Origin of the sequence: Herbaspirillum frisingense, from assembly GCF_047325095.1 — a bacterium.
Classification (GTDB): Bacteria; Pseudomonadota; Gammaproteobacteria; order Burkholderiales; family Burkholderiaceae_D; genus Herbaspirillum; species Herbaspirillum frisingense.
In genome coordinates this window covers 3,897,439-3,913,290 of record NZ_CP168558.1, presented here as the reverse complement: position 1 = coordinate 3,913,290, position 15,852 = coordinate 3,897,439, and the positions used below count along the sequence as shown (strand labels likewise).

Genomic DNA, 15,852 nt, shown 5'->3' with positions numbered 1-15,852 from the left:
CAGCAAGTGGCAGCAAGTGACACGAGGCGGTTTGAACAATCTGATGTGATGGTGGTGCATTCATGAGCAGTCCTCTTATTTCCGTGCGCGTGCAGGCCATGCGCTTTGAAGCGCAAGGCGTAGTCAGCGTCGAACTGCGCCTGCCCGAGGGCGGCGAGCTGCCGGCCTTCGAGGCCGGTGCGCATATCGACCTGCACCTGGGCAATGGCCTGGTGCGCAGCTATTCGCTGTCGAACTCGCCGACCGAGCGGCATCGCTATGTGGTCGGTGTGCTCAACGACCGGGGCAGTCGCGGCGGTTCGCGCTACGTGCATGAACAACTGCGGGTCGGTGCCAGCCTCACCATCTCGGCACCGCGCAACAATTTCCCGCTGGAAGAATCCGCGCCGTTGTCGGTGCTGATCGCCGGTGGCATCGGTATCACGCCGATTTCCTGCATGTATCACCACCTGCGCGCCCAGGGTCGGGAAGCGGTGTTGCACTACTGCGCCCGCTCGCGCAAGGAAGCGGCCTTCACCGCCGAGCTGCTGGGCGAGCCGGGTGTGTCCAGCCACTTCGATGACGAGGCCGGCGCGCCGCCTGACTTGCGGGCTTTCCTCGCCGCGCATCCGAAGGACGCGCATTTCTATTGCTGCGGGCCGACGCCCATGCTCAATGCCTTCGAAAACCTGTGCGAAGAACTGGGCCTGCCCAACGTCCACATCGAACGCTTTGCCGCCGAAAAGGTAGAGGCGGTCCAGACCGGCAGCTACGTGGCCGAACTGGCGCGCAGCAAGTCCAGCGTCACCGTCCCGGCTGGCAAGTCGCTGCTGGACGCCTTGCTGGATGCCGGCATTGCGGTCGATCACAGCTGCCGCGAAGGGGTTTGCGGCGCCTGCGAGACCAAGGTGTTGGAGGGTGAACTGGAACATCGCGATGGCGTGCTCAGCAAGGCCGAGCGCGCTTCCGGCAAGACCATGATGGTGTGCGTGTCCGGCTGCAAGGGACAACGCCTGGTGCTGGACCTGTAGCAGGACCGGTAAGGCAACAAGGCCCGGGCAGCGTTCGCCCGGCCCCATGCCCGTGCTCAGGCACAGGGCATTTTTTTGAGCCTGATGAATTTTGTGGAACGTCGATCCATAGGTGAAACAAATAACACCGGATCACGCACCACCTGGCAAGCGGCGCCCGCCGACCATGCGGGACAGGGCGCCTCGCTTGCCGGCAGAAGTCACCTCTCCTGCGCACGGGGCGCCGGGGAGCAGTGAGTGAATGCGGCCTGGCCGCGTGTTTGGACTTTATTCGTTGAAGGGGAGTTTGATGAAGAAGTTAATGATTGCCGCAGCGGCATCCTGCCTGTCGGCGGGCGCCTTTGCGCAGAGCAGCGTCACCATCTACGGCAGCCTCGATGCTGGCGTAGCCTATATCAACAACCTCAATGGCGGATCGGTGTCGCGCCTGGATCAGGGCACGATGCAGCCGGATCGTATCGGCTTTCGTGGCATCGAGGACCTGGGCGGCAATCTGAAGGCGATCTTCCAGCTGGAAGCCGGCTTCTACACCGATACCGGCGGCACGCCCAATTCCTCCAAGCTGTTCAACCGCTACAGCACCATCGGCCTGTCCGGCGACTTCGGTGCGGTGACCCTGGGCCACATGCCGGACGTAGTGTTCGACTACGTGGGCAAGCTGTCCAACGGCTTCCAGCTGACCAACTGGTACCTGTTCCACCCGGGTAACCTGGACAGCCTGGCCAACACCTACCAGTTCGACAATGCAGTGCGCTATACCTCGCCCACCGCAGGCGGCTTCCAGGGCAGCCTGATGTACGGCTTCGGCGAAGTGGCCGGCGACAGCAGCGCTGGTCGCAACGTCAGCGCCGGTGCGACCTACACCAATGGCCCGTTCCGCGCGGCCCTGGCGTATTCCAAGCTGAACAACCGTGCCGCTGGTTACGCCGGCACCTTCCTCAGCAGCGTCGGCCTGGGCAATGCAGCGACGGTCTTCAACAGCCTGACCACCACCGCCGGCGGCCTGGGTTACACCATCGGCAGCGTGCGCCTGAACACCGCCTACACCCAGGTCAAGCTGTCCATGCCCAGCGGCGCCACGCCCAAGCAGAAGAACCTGGACCTGGGCGCGGCCTGGCGCTATGCCACACTGGACACCATCAACTTCGGTTATGGCCTGTCCAAGCTGGAAGGCGCGCGCTGGAACACCTTCAGCCTGTCGCACGTGCATGAGTTCTCCAAGCGCACCCAGTGGTACGTGCAGGCCGCCTACCAGCGTGCCGGCGGCGATGCGCGCTTTGCCGTCATGAACGGTACCGGTGCCAGCGGTTCCACCGGTGTCTCCGGCGGCCAGGGCCAACTGGTCACCACCATCGGCATGCACCACTCGTTCTAAGGCCATCTTTGGATGGCTGGCATTACCTTCTGTGAATAGTCTTGTCTTGCGTGCAGCTCCCCTGGAGCGGGGAGTTGCTTCGTAGTGCCTTGGGCGGAGGAAGTCCTCTTTCTCCGCCATTTTTTTATCCAAACCGAATTCATTGCCGGTGGGCATCATGGCATCGTCCCCCCGGCATTCTTGCGTTGCGGAGAAAGCCTCATGATTGCAAATCTCAAACTGGGCGCCCGTCTTGGACTGGGCTTCGGACTGGTACTGGCGCTGCTGGCCGGGATCACGGGACTGGCCATCGCCAGCCTGTCCACGCTGCACCAGGGCACGCGCCAGATCGTCGAAGACCGCTACCCGCAGGTCTTGCTGGCCAATGACGTGCTCTTGCGCATCAGCGAGAATGCCAGCGCCATGCGCAACCTGCTGCTGCTGGACGACCACCAGAAACTGATCGAGGAAATCGCCCGCATCGACAAGGGTGAAGCCGCCATCGGCGAAGACCTCGGCAAACTGCAGGCGCGCCTGTCCAGTGAGCAGGGCCGCAAGTCCTTCGCCGAGATACTGGCCTTGCGCGCCAGCTACCGGCAGGGCCAGCAGCGTTTCCTGCAATTGGCCTCCACCGGCGCCACCATGGACGCCACCGAGTTGTTGATGACCAGCCTGCGCCAGGACCAGGACAAGTACATCGCCCGCCTCAAAAGCTATATTTCGGTGGGTACCATGATGATGGAACGCAGCGGCCAGGAAGCCGCCGACCAGTACCACGGCAAGACCCTGATCATGCTGGCCATCGCTGCGCTGGCGGTATTACTGGGTGGCGGCTTTGCCTGGTGGACCACGCGTTCCATCACGCGCCCGGTACGCCATGCAGTGGAGGTGGCGCAGCAGGTGGCCGACGGCAACCTGTGCAGCGAGATCCGGGCCGGCGCGCGGGACGAGATCGGCCAGTTGCTGGAGGCCTTGCGCCAGATGAATGGCAGTCTCACCCGCATCGTGGCCGATGTGCGCGGAGGGGCCGAGACCATCGCCACCGCCTCGGCCGAGATCGCCGGTGGTAACCTGGACCTTTCGGCGCGCACCGAGCAGCAGGCCGGCTCACTGGAAGAAACGGCGGCGGCGATGGAGGAACTGACTTCCACCGTGCGCCAGAATGCCGAGAACGCGCAGCAGGCCAACCAGCTGGCCTCGGATGCCTCCGGCGTGGCGGCGCGCAGCGGGGAAGTGGTACAGCAGGTGGTGAGCACCATGCAGGGCATCAGCGAGGCCTCGCGCCGCATCGTCGACATCATCGGCGTGATTGACGGCATCGCATTCCAGACCAATATCCTGGCGCTCAATGCGGCGGTGGAAGCGGCCCGCGCCGGCGAGCAGGGCAGGGGCTTTGCCGTGGTGGCATCGGAAGTGCGCTCGCTGGCCCAGCGCTCGGCCACGGCGGCCAAGGAGATCAAGGCGCTGATCGACGATTCGGTAGCGCAGGTGGATGCCGGTGGACGGCTGGTGGTACAGGCCGGCACCACGATGGGTGAGGTGGTGGACAGCGTGCGACGGGTGTCGCACATCGTCGGTGAGATCAGCATGGCCACGCAGGAACAGCGTGCCGGTATCGAGCAGGTCAATCACGCCATCACCCATATGGATGAAACCACCCAGCAGAACGCGGCGCTGGTTGAACAGGCCGCCGCCGCGGCCCAGTCCTTGCAGGACCAGTCGCAGCGGCTGCGTGAGCTGGTGGGTGTGTTCCGGCTGCAGGACGTGCGACCGGAGCGGACGATGCTTCAGGCCGCCGAGGTGGACGATGAGGAGACTGTCGCCGCCTTGCCGCGATACAGCACCAGTGTAGCGATCAGCCCGCAGATGGCGGCAAAGCTCATCCAGTAACCCGGTGCCGCCTTGTCACCCGAGGTCTCGATCAGCCAGGTCGAGACCAGTGGCGTGAAGCCGCCGAAGATGGCAGTAGCCAGGCTGTAGGCCAGCGAGAAACCGACCGTGCGCACATGCGCCGGCATTACCTCGGTGAGCGCCACCACGGCTGCGCCGTTATAGCTGGCGTAGAGGAAGGACAGCCACAGTTCGGTGATGAGCAGGTTCTTGAAGCTGATGTCCGAGACCAGCCACGACATGATCGGGTAGGCGGTCAGCAGGGTCAGCACCGTGAAAGCCACCAGCACCGGGCGGCGCCCCACGCGGTCCGACAGCGCGCCCATGATGGGCAGCCAGCAGAAGTTGGACAGGCCCACGCAGAAGGTGACGATGAGGCTATCCGAGGCCGACAGCTTGAGCACGTTCTTGCCGAAGGTGGGGGTGTAGACCGTGATGAGATAGAAGGACACGGTCGTCATCACCACCATCATCATGCCGGCCACCACGATCTTCCAGTTCTGTGCGATGGAGGCCATGATTTCGCCAAAACGCGGATGGTGCTTGCGGGCCAGGAATTCCTCGGTCTCCTGCAGCGAACGGCGGATGATGAAGATGGCCGGTACGATCAGGCAGCCGATGAAGAAGGGAATGCGCCAGCCCCAGTCGCTGATCTGCGCCGGTGCCAGCGACTGGCTGACCAGATAGCCGATCAGGGCCGAGGCCATGATGGCCGCCTGCTGGCTGGCGGACTGCCAGCTGACGTAAAAGCCCTTGTTGCCGGGCGTGGCCATTTCTGCCAGATAGACCGACACGCCACCCAGTTCCACCCCCGCCGAGAAACCTTGCAGCAGCCGTCCGGTCAGCACCAGGATGGGCGCGGCCACGCCGATGGTGGCGTAGCCCGGCACGAAGGCGATCAGCAGTGTGCCGATGGCCATGATGGCCAGCGTCACGATCAGGCCCTGGCGGCGGCCGACGCGGTCGATGTAGCTGCCCAGGATGACGGCGCCCAGGGGACGCATCAGGAAGCCCGCACCGAAGGTGCCGAAGGTCAGGATCAGCGAGACGAACTCGTTGTCCGACGGGAAGAAGGTCTTCGAAATATAGCTGGCATAGAAGCCATACAGGAAGAAGTCGAACATCTCCAGGAAATTGCCGCTGGTCACCCGCAGGACGGTGGACAGCTTGGAGTGTTGGATGCTTTTTGTGCTTGTTGTGCTTGTGGTCATGTCGGTCTCTCTCTTCTCTCTTGATTCAGGCGCTGGATCAGCCGTCGATCAGCGCGGCGCCGGATCCAGGCCGGAGGCCTTGATGGCCGCCTCGGCTTCCGGCGAGGCCAGGTATTGCAGCAGTTCCCTGGCAGCCTGCGGCTCCTTGGTGCCGACCACGACGCCTACGGAGAACGGAGTAAGCTGCTGCGCGCTTTCGGGGATGGGGCCGATGATGTCGATGCCCTTGATCGGCTTGAGCTCGGAGATCTGCTGCAGACCGACTTCTGCCTCGCCACGCGCCACCACTTCACCCACCGGCTCGGCCGGGATCATGCGGCCCTTGTAGGCCATCTGCTGGTCGATGCCCAGGCGCTTGAACAGCTTGGTGGAAAGGAACACGCCGCTGGCGCTATCCGAATAGACCACCGAATGCGCCGTCAGCAGCGTGCGCTTGAAGGCGTCCAGCGTGGAGATATCTGGCCGGGGTGCGCCGGCCTTGACCGCCAGACCGATGCGCGAGAGCGCCAGCAGCTTGTGCTCGGAGCGCGACACCTTGCCATCGGCCACCAGCTTGTCCAGAGAGTCACCGACCATGATCACCACGTCGATAGGTTCACCGCGCTTGAGACGGTTGGGAATGGCCTGCGGGGTTTCGCCCATGGACGGGCCCCAGCCGGAGATGAGCTTGTGGCCGGTCTTCTTTTCGAAGTCCGGAGCCAGTGCCTTGTAGGCGGCGGCAAAACCGCCCGAGCTGACCACGTGGAGATCGGCTGCGGCGGCCAGGCTGCTGGCGGCACCGATGACCAGGGCCAGCACGCTGCGCTGGAGGACGGAATGGGTGAGGATGTTTTTCATGGGATCTCCGGATTGGCGTTTTTAGTTTGAACTAGGGGATGAGACCCGGCAGTTTGCGGAGTATCCTTTGAAAAGTTAATTGCATTTAATCTTGGGATTGATAAAAAATGCGCATCAATATCGAGACCTCCGAATTGCAGGCTTTCATCGCCGTGGCGCGCCAATCCAGCTTCCGGGCGGCGGCCGAGGGCCTGTTCATCACCCAGCCGGCGCTGAGCCGGCGCATCGAGAACCTGGAACAGGCGCTCCAGGAACGCCTGTTCGACCGCACCACCCGGCGTGTTTCCCTGACCCCGGCCGGCGAGCTGTTCCTGGTGCATGCCCAGGCGGTGATGGAAGAACTGGAACTGGCCGTCAAGAGCGTGGAGCAGGGCATGGCGCAGCGCCGCCAGCATGTGACGGTGGCCTGCGTGCCTTCGGTGGCCAACAACCTGCTGCCGCTGGTATTGAAGCCCTATGCGCGCAGCCATCCCAATGTGCGGGTGCGCATCATCGACGAGAGCGCGGCCGACGTACTGGAAAGCGTGCGCAAGGGCGAGGCGGACTTCGGCGTGAACTTCATCGGCGCACAGGAAGCCGAGATCGATTTCGAGGAACTGACCCGCGAGCGCTACCTGGCGGTCATGCCGGCCCATCATCCTTTGGCCGCGCATGTCACCCTGAACTGGAAATCGCTGGCCGGGGAAAAGCTGGTCTCGGTCTCGTCCAGCAGCGGTAACCGCAGCCTGATCGACAATGCCTTCGCTCGCGTACCGCAGCGCCCGGTGATTCAGTACGAGACCAATCACGTGGCCGGCGCCATCAGCCTGGTCGCCGCCGGCCTGGGCGTAGCCCTGCTGCCGGAGCTGGCACTGCGCAACGCCCCCTACAAGGGCATTGTGGCGCGCCCGGTGACCAGCCCGGTCCTGAGCCGCGCCATGGGTTTGATCAGCCTGAAGGGACGGGTACTCAACCCGGCCGCCGCAACGCTGGCCCAGGCGTTGCGCGATGCGATCATGACCAAGGGCAAGAGATCGGCAGCGCGGGAAGGCTGACCCTTGCCGGACTGCCTATTTTTTGTGCGGTTTATTGGAAGGGCAGGCGGGGACGCCGCTTGCGCATCGGAGAAATGGGTTATCCACAAATTTATGCACATAAATCGTGGATAAGTTTCCTGTAATGGCGGGGCTTCTCGCGGGGTTGCGTAAATTGTTTGCAAAATCGCTGCCCATAAAAAAGGCCCTCGCTGGGGAGGGCCTTTTTGGGGTGTTCTTGTCTGGTCCGGAGGCAGGTTTTCCTGCCTGGCAGGGCTGCCGAATTCCGAAGAGGGGGCGATTATATAGGCTCTGACAAAAAAATGAAACTGCTCTTGGCAGAAAAAAGATTGGTTCGTTGGCGGGCGGTGTGGGAGGAGGATTTTGACTCCAAGATATTTTGCTACTTAGCGAGTTCCGGAGGCCACCTGGGCTGCGATGATCGAAAACTGAAGAGCACAATTACCAAATCCAATGGGTTTTTGCGTAATAAATTCCACCAGCAGAGATCAGGTGTGTTATTGCACTAAATACTGACCCAGGATTTGCATCGAATCCTGACCCGTACGAGTTTCTATTATTGTGTTGATTTGCTCGCAGATTTGACCCTCTCCATTTGACCCACCTTCCATTGCCTGCTGAAGGCAGCCACCCGGTCATACGACCCCTCGTATCCCAGTTCTCTTAAGTCCAGGAACATCTGTTTCAGGGTCCTTCTTTGCTTCCGAGATTTGACCGCCTCTGCGCTGAGCCAAGCAGAGAGCCTGGCGGTGAATTCATCGAGCGAGCTTGGCGAACGCCTTGCTGGATAAGCGGGTTCGCTGACATCGGATCGGATGTAGCGGCGAACTGTGTTGCGGGAAATGTCGAGCCTGCGAGCGATTTCCCGAATTGAGATGCGGTCTCTGATGTACCAGCGTCGAATAATTCCAAGTAGGGCCACGTCTATCACTCCGTTCTCCCGCTCGCTGTCATGAGCAGGATTGTGGTCTAAACATGGGTCAATGACATCGGATCGGATGTAGCGGCGAACTGTGTTGCGGGAAATGTCGAGCCTGCGAGCGATTTCCCGAATTGAGATGCGGTCTCTGATGTACCAGCGTCGAATAATTCCAAGTAGGGCCACGTCTATCACTCCGTTCTCCCGCTCGCTGTCATGAGCAGGATTGTGGTCTAAACATGGGTCAACTTTGGATGCAAATTTCCTGGGAAAGTGGGTCAGTTTTCAATGCAAATCAACACTTAATATCAACTGTTAGTACGCTTTTAGCGCCACAATGCTGCCTAACGCAATTTATATAGTCTTTATTTGCCGTTGGAGAATCTTCGATGAAATCATTTGGAATCGAACCAAAGACATGACTTGGCCACGCAATAATCTTTGGATTGGAAAAAATTCTTTTGTTAATTCGCCGCTGAATTTTACGTATCAAGAAATGTGGGTTATACACAAACCGCGGAGAGCCGTCTTTCTTTTCTATCTCTTGTTTTTTGTATCTATCGTCAATAGAAAGAGACAAGGCTTCCATCAGTTCCGCTTGGGAGATATCTAGCGCTGCACATAGTGAAGGCAGAGTCGATATAGCACCATCTGCAATTTTTACTGGATGATATCTAACATCCTGCGGCACTACCTCTCCCCCCAATATCAAAATGATCAAAGGGAAATGGCCACTCAATGCAATATGAGGAAGAGGGACATGTTGCCTTCATCGACAAGTCATTGGAAGCTACCATGCCCCTCATGGCCAAATCCTGCGACTAACTCTCTTCGAGGAAGAGACGCACGGTGGCGGCTTCTCCCTTTAAGCCGATCTTTATTTTGATCGACGTCTGTTACCAGACTTATCCAATTACTTTTAATTGTCGAATGCGGCAAATAAGCGAGACGCTTACGCATTTGGATAATATGCTAAACGCTATACCCTGGCAAGGCAGAGTGCGGCTGCATTTTCAGCAGTAATGAACTGTCAGGATTTGTACTCCAGAAAACAAAAATGCACCCCGAGAGGTGCATTCTTAAAAAGGACTTCTGGTGCCGGGAGCCGGAATCGAACCGGCACGCCTTGCGGCGCGGGATTTTGAGTCCCGTGCGTCTACCTATTCCGCCATCCCGGCAACGCAAGCCCGAGATTATTGCCGATTTCGCTTCCTGGGGCAAGCCCCTGAAGCGGCCTCATCAAAGAACGATGAAAATTATTTTCCACATACCGCTTCGATGGCGCGCTCGCCGGTGGAGCCGGGGATGGGGTCCTGCAGCTTCACGTCCGAGTAGGCCAGTTGCGGGGCCAGCAGCATCTGCCCACGGCCGTCAGCCTGCGCGTACATCTTGCGGCTGCCAAAGCCGAGCTGGCGGCTGGTGCAGTCGAAATAGGCGGTCGAGACCTCCGACAGGTAATAGGTCTTGCTGCCCTGGCCCATCAACAGTTGCGGACGGCTCCAGTTCAGCAGGATCTGCGCCTGGCGCACGCTGCGGGTGACGACGATGCTGCTCTTGTCGATGAAGAAGCTGCCGATGGTGTTCTCGCCCAGGGGCGACCATTCGGCGCGCGCGGGCAGGCAGGTCGCGGCCAGGAGCAAGGCCAGCGGTGCCGCCACCAGCAGGGTGGGGCGGGGAGCGCGCAGGCGGTGAGGGGACGGTCTATCCATATCGCAGGGCTTCGCGTCAGGTCAGCATCATGGCCAGCATGGCGACATCGTCTTCCAGCAGCAGTATCAGCGGGATGCTCCAGAAGAGCAGTTCGGCCAGTACGCGGTGTCCCGTCATGCGCAGGCTTGCAGCCATGTCCAACTCTTCGATCACGAAAATTGAAAGAGCGGCAATCCTAACATGCCCTTTGCAAATCATCATGGGGCCGCCATAGGAAAATGGCCCGCACGCGGCGAGCCATCTTCTCTTGCAGTGAAGGGCAGTCAGGGGCGCTCAGATTGCCGCAGCCACCGCCTTGCCGACTTCGGTGGTGTTGCTCTTGCCGCCCAGGTCGGGGGTGGTCGGTCCGTTGACCAGCACTTCCTCGATGGCCGCCAGCATGGCGTCGTGGGCCTGGCGATACTTGCCTTCGCCGTTGCCCAGGAAGTCCAGCATCATGGCGCCGGACCAGATCATGGCGACTGGGTTGGCGATGTTCTTGCCGAAGATGTCCGGGGCCGAGCCGTGCACCGGTTCGAACAGCGAGGGCAGTTCACGGGTCGGGTTGATGTTGGCCGAGGGCGCGATGCCGATGGTGCCGGCGCAGGCCGGTCCAAGGTCGGAGAGGATGTCGCCGAACAGGTTGGAGGCCACCACCACGTCGAAGCGGTCCGGGTTCAGCACGAAGTGCGCGGTCAGGATGTCGATGTGGTACTTGTCGCGGCGCACGTCGGGGTACTTGGCGCCCATGGCTTCGACGCGCTCATCCCAGTAGGGCATGGTGATGGCGATGCCGTTGGACTTGGTGGCCGAGGTCAGGTGCTTCTTGGGACGGCTTTGCGCCAGGTCGAAGGCGAACTTGAGGATGCGGTCGGTGCCCTTGCGGCTGAAGACCGATTCCTGGATTACGGTTTCGCGGTCGGTGCCTTCATACATGCGGCCGCCGATGGAGGAGTATTCGCCTTCAGTGTTCTCGCGGACCACGTAGAAATCGATGTCGCCGGGCTTGCGGTTGGCCAGGGGGCAGGGCACGCCGGGCATCAGGCGCACCGGGCGCAGGTTGACGTAGAGGTCGAAGTCGCGGCGGAACTTGAGCAGCGAACCCCACAGCGAGACGTGGTCCGGCACCGTGGCGGGCCAGCCGACGGCGCCGAAGAAGATAGCTTCGAAGCCCTTCAGTTGCTCGAACCAGTCGTCCGGCATCATCTGGCCGTGCTGGGCGTAGTAGTTGCAGTGCGCCCAGTCGAAATGGGTGAACTCGATGTCGATGCCGAATTTCTTGCTGGCAGCCTCGACGGCGCGCAGGCCTTCGGGCATCACTTCCTGGCCGATGCCGTCACCGGCGATGACGGCGATCCTGTGGGTCTTGCTCATCTGCTGTGCTCCTGTGGTCTGTTCTGGGCGGTGTAAACGGTGTCCATCATAGAACGCTTCGGGCGAGGGATTATCCACGATCTGGTGATCTTATAAAACACGATCCGTGAATGATGCGCAAAACCTCAGCCCATGAAAAAGGCACTGCCCGGACTGCGGCAGTGCCTTGGTGATGCCTTGAGAGCGGTTCAGCCGCCCAGTGCTTCGCCCCACAGGCTGACGCCCATGCTGTGCTCGGCACCCGGTTCGAGTTCCACCAGGTCGTCCATCACATTGGCGGTCTCGATGCAGAGCATGCGCTGCCAGGCGTCGTCGGCGAACTGCGACAGGCGGCGCGCCTTGCTGACCCAGGGGTTCCACACGACGGCCGAGGTCGAGCCGCTGGCTTCGATGTGGATGCGGCGGTTCCAGCCTTCGTCGCGGATCGCCAGATGCGCCGGCAGGTCCAGGTAGATGCGGTCGGTTTCGCTGCTGACTACCAGCGGGCGCTTCTGTTCGCGCTCGGCCCAGCCTTCCAGGGTTTCGATGTAGCGCTGGCCTTCCAGGCCTTCCACGGTGACGTCGTGGATGCTGCTGACGGCGAAGTAGCTGTGCAGTGCCTGGGTGAGGGCAATGTGCTGCTCGCTGCCGTTGCGGGTGGTGAGCTTGAGGTGCAGGCGGTCGTCGAGGAGGATTTCCAGGCGCAGTTCCAGGCCCGGTGGCAGGTGGCGCAGGGCCGGCGAATCGGTGGTGGGAGGGATGGCCATCACCAGGCGCACGGTGTCGCCTTCGATGGCGTTTTCCATCAGCAGCCAGGGGATGCCGCGTACCAGGCCGTGCGCCGGCAGGCGGCCACCGGCGTGCAGGGCCTGCACCTGCGGTGGATTGCGCATCAGGTCGCCGAACCAGGGCCAGCAGACGGGGATGCCGCCGCGTACCGAGTTGCCGGCTTCGAAGGCGGCTTCCTCGCTCATCCAGATGATCGGTTCCTGGCCGTGGACCTGGTAACGCAGGACCTGGGCGCCCTGTTCGGCGATCAGCACTTCGGCGCGGGCGGTCTGCACGCGCAGGCATTGCAGCTGGTTGACTTCGATACGCTGGATGTGGGGAAGGTCGGGCGGGACCTCCTGCTCCTCGATGATGCTCATGCCGGTGACTCCAAGAATTCGTTGCGATAGCGCAAGACTGCCACAATTCGGGCGCTTGCGGGTGGTTTGGCGCACTGGGCGAGGCGCGCCGTATCGACTGGGCCGCCTTGCCTGCCGCGCTTTTCCGGGAGGACGGCGACCCGACTATAATCCACGGATCGTGGATTCCAATGGCTACAGATCGTGAACAATTCTCCCCTGCTGGAAGACCTGCGTCTGTTCTGCGTGGTGGCGCGCCACAGCAACTTCGCCGAATCGGCGCGCGAGGTCGGCGCTTCGCCGGCTTATATCAGCAAGCGCATTGCGCTGCTGGAGCAGGCGCTGGGCGTACGCTTGTTCCATCGCACCACGCGCAGCGTGGTCATGACCGAGGATGGCGGCAATGTCCATGAATGGGCGCGCAAGATTCTGGATGACGTCGAGCAGATGATGGAAACCGTCAGCAGCGCCAAACGGGTGCCGCGCGGCCTGCTCAAGATCAGTACCAGCTTCGGGCTGGGGCGCAAGGTGGTCTCGCCCCTGCTGTCGCGCTTTGCCAGCGAGCATCCGGAACTGAAGATCCAGCTGGAGCTGGTGGACCGGCAGATCGACCTGGTCAATGAAGGCATCGATCTGGATATCCGCGTGGGGGCGGGGCATGAGCCGCATCTGTTCTCCAAGCGCATCCTGCCCAGCCAGCGGGTGCTGTGCGCCAGTCCGGCCTATCTGAAGAAGCATGGAGCGCCGGCCGACCTGGCGGCGCTGCGCCAGCACCAGTGCCTGGTGATCCGCGAGCGCAACCAGTCCTTCGGCATCTGGCGCATGATGGGGCCCAAGGGGCAGGAGACGGTCAAGGTCTCGGGGGGACTGGCATCCAACCATGGCGAGATCATCCACCAGTGGGCGGTGGATGGTCACGGCATCATCCTGCGTTCGATCTGGGACGTGGCCGATAGCCTCAAGCGGGGGCGGCTGGTGCGGGTGTTGCCGCAGTATTTCCAGGAGGCCGACCTGTGCGCGGTCTATCCCGTGCAGCTGAAGAATTCAGCGAAGGTGCGCGAGTGCGTGCGCTTCCTGCAAAAGCACCTGGATGTCACGGCGCCGGCGATGACGGTGTGATGGTGCGGCGGTCCTGCGATCCGGCGACCCGGCCTGCAGGTTTCGGGCTGACTACCTGATGTTCAGCGCACATCAAAGCGTTGCCGCACGATGCGCTCCAGGCCTTGCGCCACGTGGGCCACGGCGCGGTCGTCGGCGTGGCGGCGATGATGCAGCAGGCGCAGCGGCGGCGCTTCCAGTGGCAGGGGCGGGCGCAGGCAGGCCAGCACCACCGGATGGGCAGCGGTGGCAGCCGGCACGCAATACATGGGCATCACCGCGATCAACTCTGAGCCCTGCAGCAGGGCCGGTGCCATCAGGAAGTTGGGGATCACCATGCCGATGCGGCGGCGCAGGCCCTGGGTGGCGAGCTGTTCGTCGATGCGGCGATTGAGCGTGTCATGGCAGGCGATCTGCAGATGGGGATACTCCAGCCAGCGCGCCATGGTCAGCTGTTGCGCCGCCGGGTGGTCGCGCCGCATCACCACCACGCAGCGTTCCTGCAGCACTTCGCGGCCGCGCAGGGTGTTGGTCGGCGTGGCCGCGCCCAGGACCAGGTCGGTCTCCCCGCGCTCCAGGCGGGCGGCGGCATCGGCGTCGCCTTGCCAGGTCTGGAATTCCAGATCCAGCAGGGGCGCGCTGGCGCTCAGTTCCTGATACAGCGGCTGGGCCACCACCTGGGCGGGATAGTCGGGCATGAGGATGCGCACCCGGCGCGCCAGCGTGGCCAGGTCCTGCTCGTGCGCCGGGGACGCGGCGCCATCGCCGCCCAGCGCCTGGCGCAGCGGCTCGCGCAGGCTTTGCGCAAGGCTGCTCAGGCGCATCTGCTGGCCGCCATCTTCCAGCAGGGGATCGCGCAGCAACTGACGGCAGCGTTCCAGCGCATTGGCGGCAGCCGGCAAGGGCCAGCCCACGCGGGCGGCGGCACGTGCCAGGTGGACTTCATCGAGGATGGCGTCGAGCAGGCGCAGCAGACGTTGATCCATGGTGGCCAGCGCCAGCAGGGCAGGTGAAGAGGTGAGAGCAGCGGAATTCATGACGCGATCGGGCCAAAAGAGAATGGCCCGCCGCCAGGACGGCAACGGGCCAGGGGCGGGAGTGTAGCCTGATCGCTGCAGGGCTACAAGCGTCTGCGGAGCGCGCTCAGCCGAAGGCTTCCTTGATGGTCTGTATCTTGCCCATGTCGGTGGCGTCGTAGCCGGCCAGGTTGTTGACCACCTTGCGGAAACCATCCGATTGCAGGATGTCGATCACGGCGCGGATCAGCGGGTCTTGCAGCGAGGCCGCGGGCAGGGCGAAGAAGTAGCGTTCGCGCACCAGCGGGATGAAGCCCAGGCCGAAGCGGTGGGCCGCCGTCTGCACGCCGAAGCCGACATCGGCCATGCCGCTGGCGATGAAGGCGGCCACCGCCGAGTGGGTGAACTCGGTATTTTCGAAGCCGTTGATCTTCTTGTGGGCGATGCCGGCGCCGGCCAGCATCAGCTCCAGCAGCATGCGCGTGCCGGAGCCGGCTTCGCGGTTGACGAAGCGCAGGTCGCTGCGAATGAGGTCGGGCAGTCCGCGCAGGCCCTTGGGGTTGTCCGGTTCGACGAACAGGCCCTGGTTACGGATGGCCAGGTGGATCAGGCAATCGCTGCGCTTGTTGAGCCACTTGGCATAGGTGGCGATGGCCGGTTTTTCGAATTCGCCCAGCGGGACGTGGAAGCCGGCCAGGTCGCACTCCTGGCGCGACAGCGCGGCCACGGCATCGGTGCTGTGGCGGTAGCGCACCTCCACCGGCAGGCGAGCCTCGTTGATCTTGCCCAGCAGCGCTGCGACCGCAAAGCCGTGGCTGGCATTGAGCCGCACCTTCTCGGACTGGCCTTCGACCGTCTTGCCCAGTTCCACTTCCAGCTCCGAGGCCAGGCTGTCCAGGGTCGGCGACAGGCGCGCCGTCACCAGGCGGTCAGCCCATAACAGCTTGCTGGCGAAATCGGTGAGTGTGGTGCCACGGCCACGGCCGCTTTCTATCAGTGCGTTGCCAAACATCCTTTCCGCATCGCGCAATAGTCCCCAGGCGTGCCGGTAGGAATAGCGCGTCAATTGCGCGGCACGCGCAATGGAGCCGCTTTGCTGGATCGCCGTGAGCAGTTGCAGCAGGTTGGCCGTGTCCAGAGCCACCTCATTGTCATAGGCGATTTCCCAGTGCGGTTTGATGTGGACTTTGAACATTTAGGCAAAATAAAGCATATTGAAACGGCAGTTTATCGGTGATAATTTCGCGTCACTCCGCATAAATGATAAAAAATATATGCGGCGTTGTACATATATAAATAAATTAAAAGAGAAGG

General features: G+C 62.1%; 14 protein-coding genes, 1 tRNA gene and 1 pseudogene. 5 read left to right on the top strand and 11 right to left on the bottom strand.

The genetic code is table 11. From position 1 onward, the window contains the following. The first annotated feature begins 62 nt into the window (after nt 1–62). The 3 genes from ACEOAC_RS18050 (at nt 63) to ACEOAC_RS18040 (ending at nt 4,254) form a co-directional block, all read left to right on the top strand. Nucleotides 63–1,010: a PDR/VanB family oxidoreductase gene (locus ACEOAC_RS18050; RefSeq protein ID WP_241811917.1), complete on the top strand. Its 948-nt coding sequence runs from the start codon at nt 63–65 to the stop codon at nt 1,008–1,010. A gap of 301 nt (nt 1,011–1,311) precedes the next feature. After that, entirely contained in the window at nt 1,312–2,385 is a 1,074-nt protein-coding gene (locus ACEOAC_RS18045) for a porin (protein ID WP_006462362.1), read from the top strand. Between the two features lie 201 nt (nt 2,386–2,586). Continuing rightward, the gene (locus ACEOAC_RS18040; RefSeq protein ID WP_413444182.1) at nt 2,587–4,254 is read left to right on the top strand and encodes a methyl-accepting chemotaxis protein; all 1,668 of its coding nucleotides are present in this window, start codon (nt 2,587–2,589) and stop codon (nt 4,252–4,254) included. On the opposite strand, the gene ACEOAC_RS18035 is transcribed toward ACEOAC_RS18040, so the two are convergent. Continuing rightward, nucleotides 4,152–5,465: an MFS transporter gene (locus tag ACEOAC_RS18035; RefSeq protein WP_413444183.1), complete on the bottom strand. Its 1,314-nt coding sequence runs from the start codon at nt 5,463–5,465 to the stop codon at nt 4,152–4,154. The genes ACEOAC_RS18040 and ACEOAC_RS18035 overlap by 103 nt on opposite strands. Nucleotides 5,466–5,513: 48 nt before the next feature. Beyond that, nucleotides 5,514–6,302, bottom strand: coding sequence for a substrate-binding domain-containing protein (locus tag ACEOAC_RS18030; RefSeq protein ID WP_413444184.1), 789 nt, complete (start codon nt 6,300–6,302; stop codon nt 5,514–5,516). Nucleotides 6,303–6,409: 107 nt separating this feature from the next. Here ACEOAC_RS18030 and ACEOAC_RS18025 point away from each other — a divergent pair, with 107 nt between their 5' ends. Beyond that, nucleotides 6,410–7,336 (top strand): LysR family transcriptional regulator, encoded by a 927-nt coding sequence (locus tag ACEOAC_RS18025; protein ID WP_413444185.1) that lies wholly within the window; start codon nt 6,410–6,412, stop codon nt 7,334–7,336. Nucleotides 7,337–7,892: 556 nt separating this feature from the next. On the opposite strand, the gene ACEOAC_RS18020 is transcribed toward ACEOAC_RS18025, so the two are convergent. From ACEOAC_RS18020 to ACEOAC_RS17990, 7 genes and pseudogenes are all read right to left on the bottom strand, one after another. Continuing rightward, complete coding sequence (locus ACEOAC_RS18020; RefSeq protein ID WP_413628916.1) at nt 7,893–8,258, bottom strand: winged helix-turn-helix transcriptional regulator; 366 nt, start codon at nt 8,256–8,258, stop codon at nt 7,893–7,895. Nucleotides 8,259–8,312: 54 nt separating this feature from the next. After that, a pseudogene (locus ACEOAC_RS18015) lies at nt 8,313–8,450 on the bottom strand (winged helix-turn-helix transcriptional regulator); the annotation flags it as partial. A 100-nt stretch (nt 8,451–8,550) separates the two neighbouring features. After that, entirely contained in the window at nt 8,551–8,946 is a 396-nt protein-coding gene (locus tag ACEOAC_RS18010) for a hypothetical protein (RefSeq protein WP_413445386.1), read from the bottom strand. Nucleotides 8,947–9,348: 402 nt separating this feature from the next. Then, nucleotides 9,349–9,433: transfer RNA gene (locus tag ACEOAC_RS18005), tRNA-Leu, on the bottom strand. A gap of 78 nt (nt 9,434–9,511) precedes the next feature. Next, the gene (locus ACEOAC_RS18000; protein WP_413445385.1) at nt 9,512–9,964 is read right to left on the bottom strand and encodes a surface-adhesin E family protein; all 453 of its coding nucleotides are present in this window, start codon (nt 9,962–9,964) and stop codon (nt 9,512–9,514) included. 274 nt (nt 9,965–10,238) lie between these two features. After that, nucleotides 10,239–11,318 carry a tartrate dehydrogenase gene (locus ACEOAC_RS17995; protein WP_077237875.1) on the bottom strand — a complete coding sequence of 360 codons (1,080 nt, stop codon included), beginning with the start codon at nt 11,316–11,318 and terminating at the stop codon, nt 10,239–10,241. Nucleotides 11,319–11,506: 188 nt separating this feature from the next. After that, nucleotides 11,507–12,445, bottom strand: a complete 939-nt coding sequence (locus ACEOAC_RS17990) for a D-hexose-6-phosphate mutarotase (RefSeq protein WP_182994343.1) — start codon at nt 12,443–12,445, stop codon at nt 11,507–11,509. Between the two features lie 183 nt (nt 12,446–12,628). On the opposite strand from ACEOAC_RS17990, the gene ACEOAC_RS17985 reads away from it, so the two are divergent. Further along, nucleotides 12,629–13,543, top strand: coding sequence for a LysR family transcriptional regulator (locus ACEOAC_RS17985; RefSeq protein ID WP_234295932.1), 915 nt, complete (start codon nt 12,629–12,631; stop codon nt 13,541–13,543). Between the two features lie 62 nt (nt 13,544–13,605). Here ACEOAC_RS17985 and ACEOAC_RS17980 read toward each other — a convergent pair whose 3' ends face one another. Next, the gene (locus ACEOAC_RS17980) at nt 13,606–14,559 is read right to left on the bottom strand and encodes a LysR family transcriptional regulator (RefSeq protein WP_077237878.1); all 954 of its coding nucleotides are present in this window, start codon (nt 14,557–14,559) and stop codon (nt 13,606–13,608) included. 106 nt (nt 14,560–14,665) lie between these two features. After that, nucleotides 14,666–15,733, bottom strand: a complete 1,068-nt coding sequence (locus ACEOAC_RS17975) for a substrate-binding domain-containing protein (protein ID WP_102661374.1) — start codon at nt 15,731–15,733, stop codon at nt 14,666–14,668. Nucleotides 15,734–15,852: the final 119 nt, after the last annotated feature.

Excerpts from the sequence above, each read along its gene's own strand:
- ACEOAC_RS17980 (WP_077237878.1), bottom strand. The coding sequence starts at position 14,559 with ATGAATTCCGCTGCTCTCACCTCTTCACCTGCCCTGCTGGCGCTGGCC.
- ACEOAC_RS18030 (WP_413444184.1), bottom strand. The coding sequence starts at position 6,302 with ATGAAAAACATCCTCACCCATTCCGTCCTCCAGCGCAGCGTGCTGGCC.
- ACEOAC_RS18040 (WP_413444182.1), top strand. The coding sequence starts at position 2,587 with ATGATTGCAAATCTCAAACTGGGCGCCCGTCTTGGACTGGGCTTCGGA.
- ACEOAC_RS17995 (WP_077237875.1), bottom strand. The coding sequence starts at position 11,318 with ATGAGCAAGACCCACAGGATCGCCGTCATCGCCGGTGACGGCATCGGC.
- ACEOAC_RS18000 (WP_413445385.1), bottom strand. The coding sequence starts at position 9,964 with ATGGATAGACCGTCCCCTCACCGCCTGCGCGCTCCCCGCCCCACCCTG.
- ACEOAC_RS17990 (WP_182994343.1), bottom strand. The coding sequence starts at position 12,445 with ATGAGCATCATCGAGGAGCAGGAGGTCCCGCCCGACCTTCCCCACATC.
- ACEOAC_RS17975 (WP_102661374.1), bottom strand. The coding sequence starts at position 15,733 with ATGTTCAAAGTCCACATCAAACCGCACTGGGAAATCGCCTATGACAAT.
- ACEOAC_RS18035 (WP_413444183.1), bottom strand. The coding sequence starts at position 5,465 with ATGACCACAAGCACAACAAGCACAAAAAGCATCCAACACTCCAAGCTG.
- ACEOAC_RS18045 (WP_006462362.1), top strand. The coding sequence starts at position 1,312 with ATGATTGCCGCAGCGGCATCCTGCCTGTCGGCGGGCGCCTTTGCGCAG.
- ACEOAC_RS18050 (WP_241811917.1), top strand. The coding sequence starts at position 63 with ATGAGCAGTCCTCTTATTTCCGTGCGCGTGCAGGCCATGCGCTTTGAA.
- ACEOAC_RS18025 (WP_413444185.1), top strand. The coding sequence starts at position 6,410 with ATGCGCATCAATATCGAGACCTCCGAATTGCAGGCTTTCATCGCCGTG.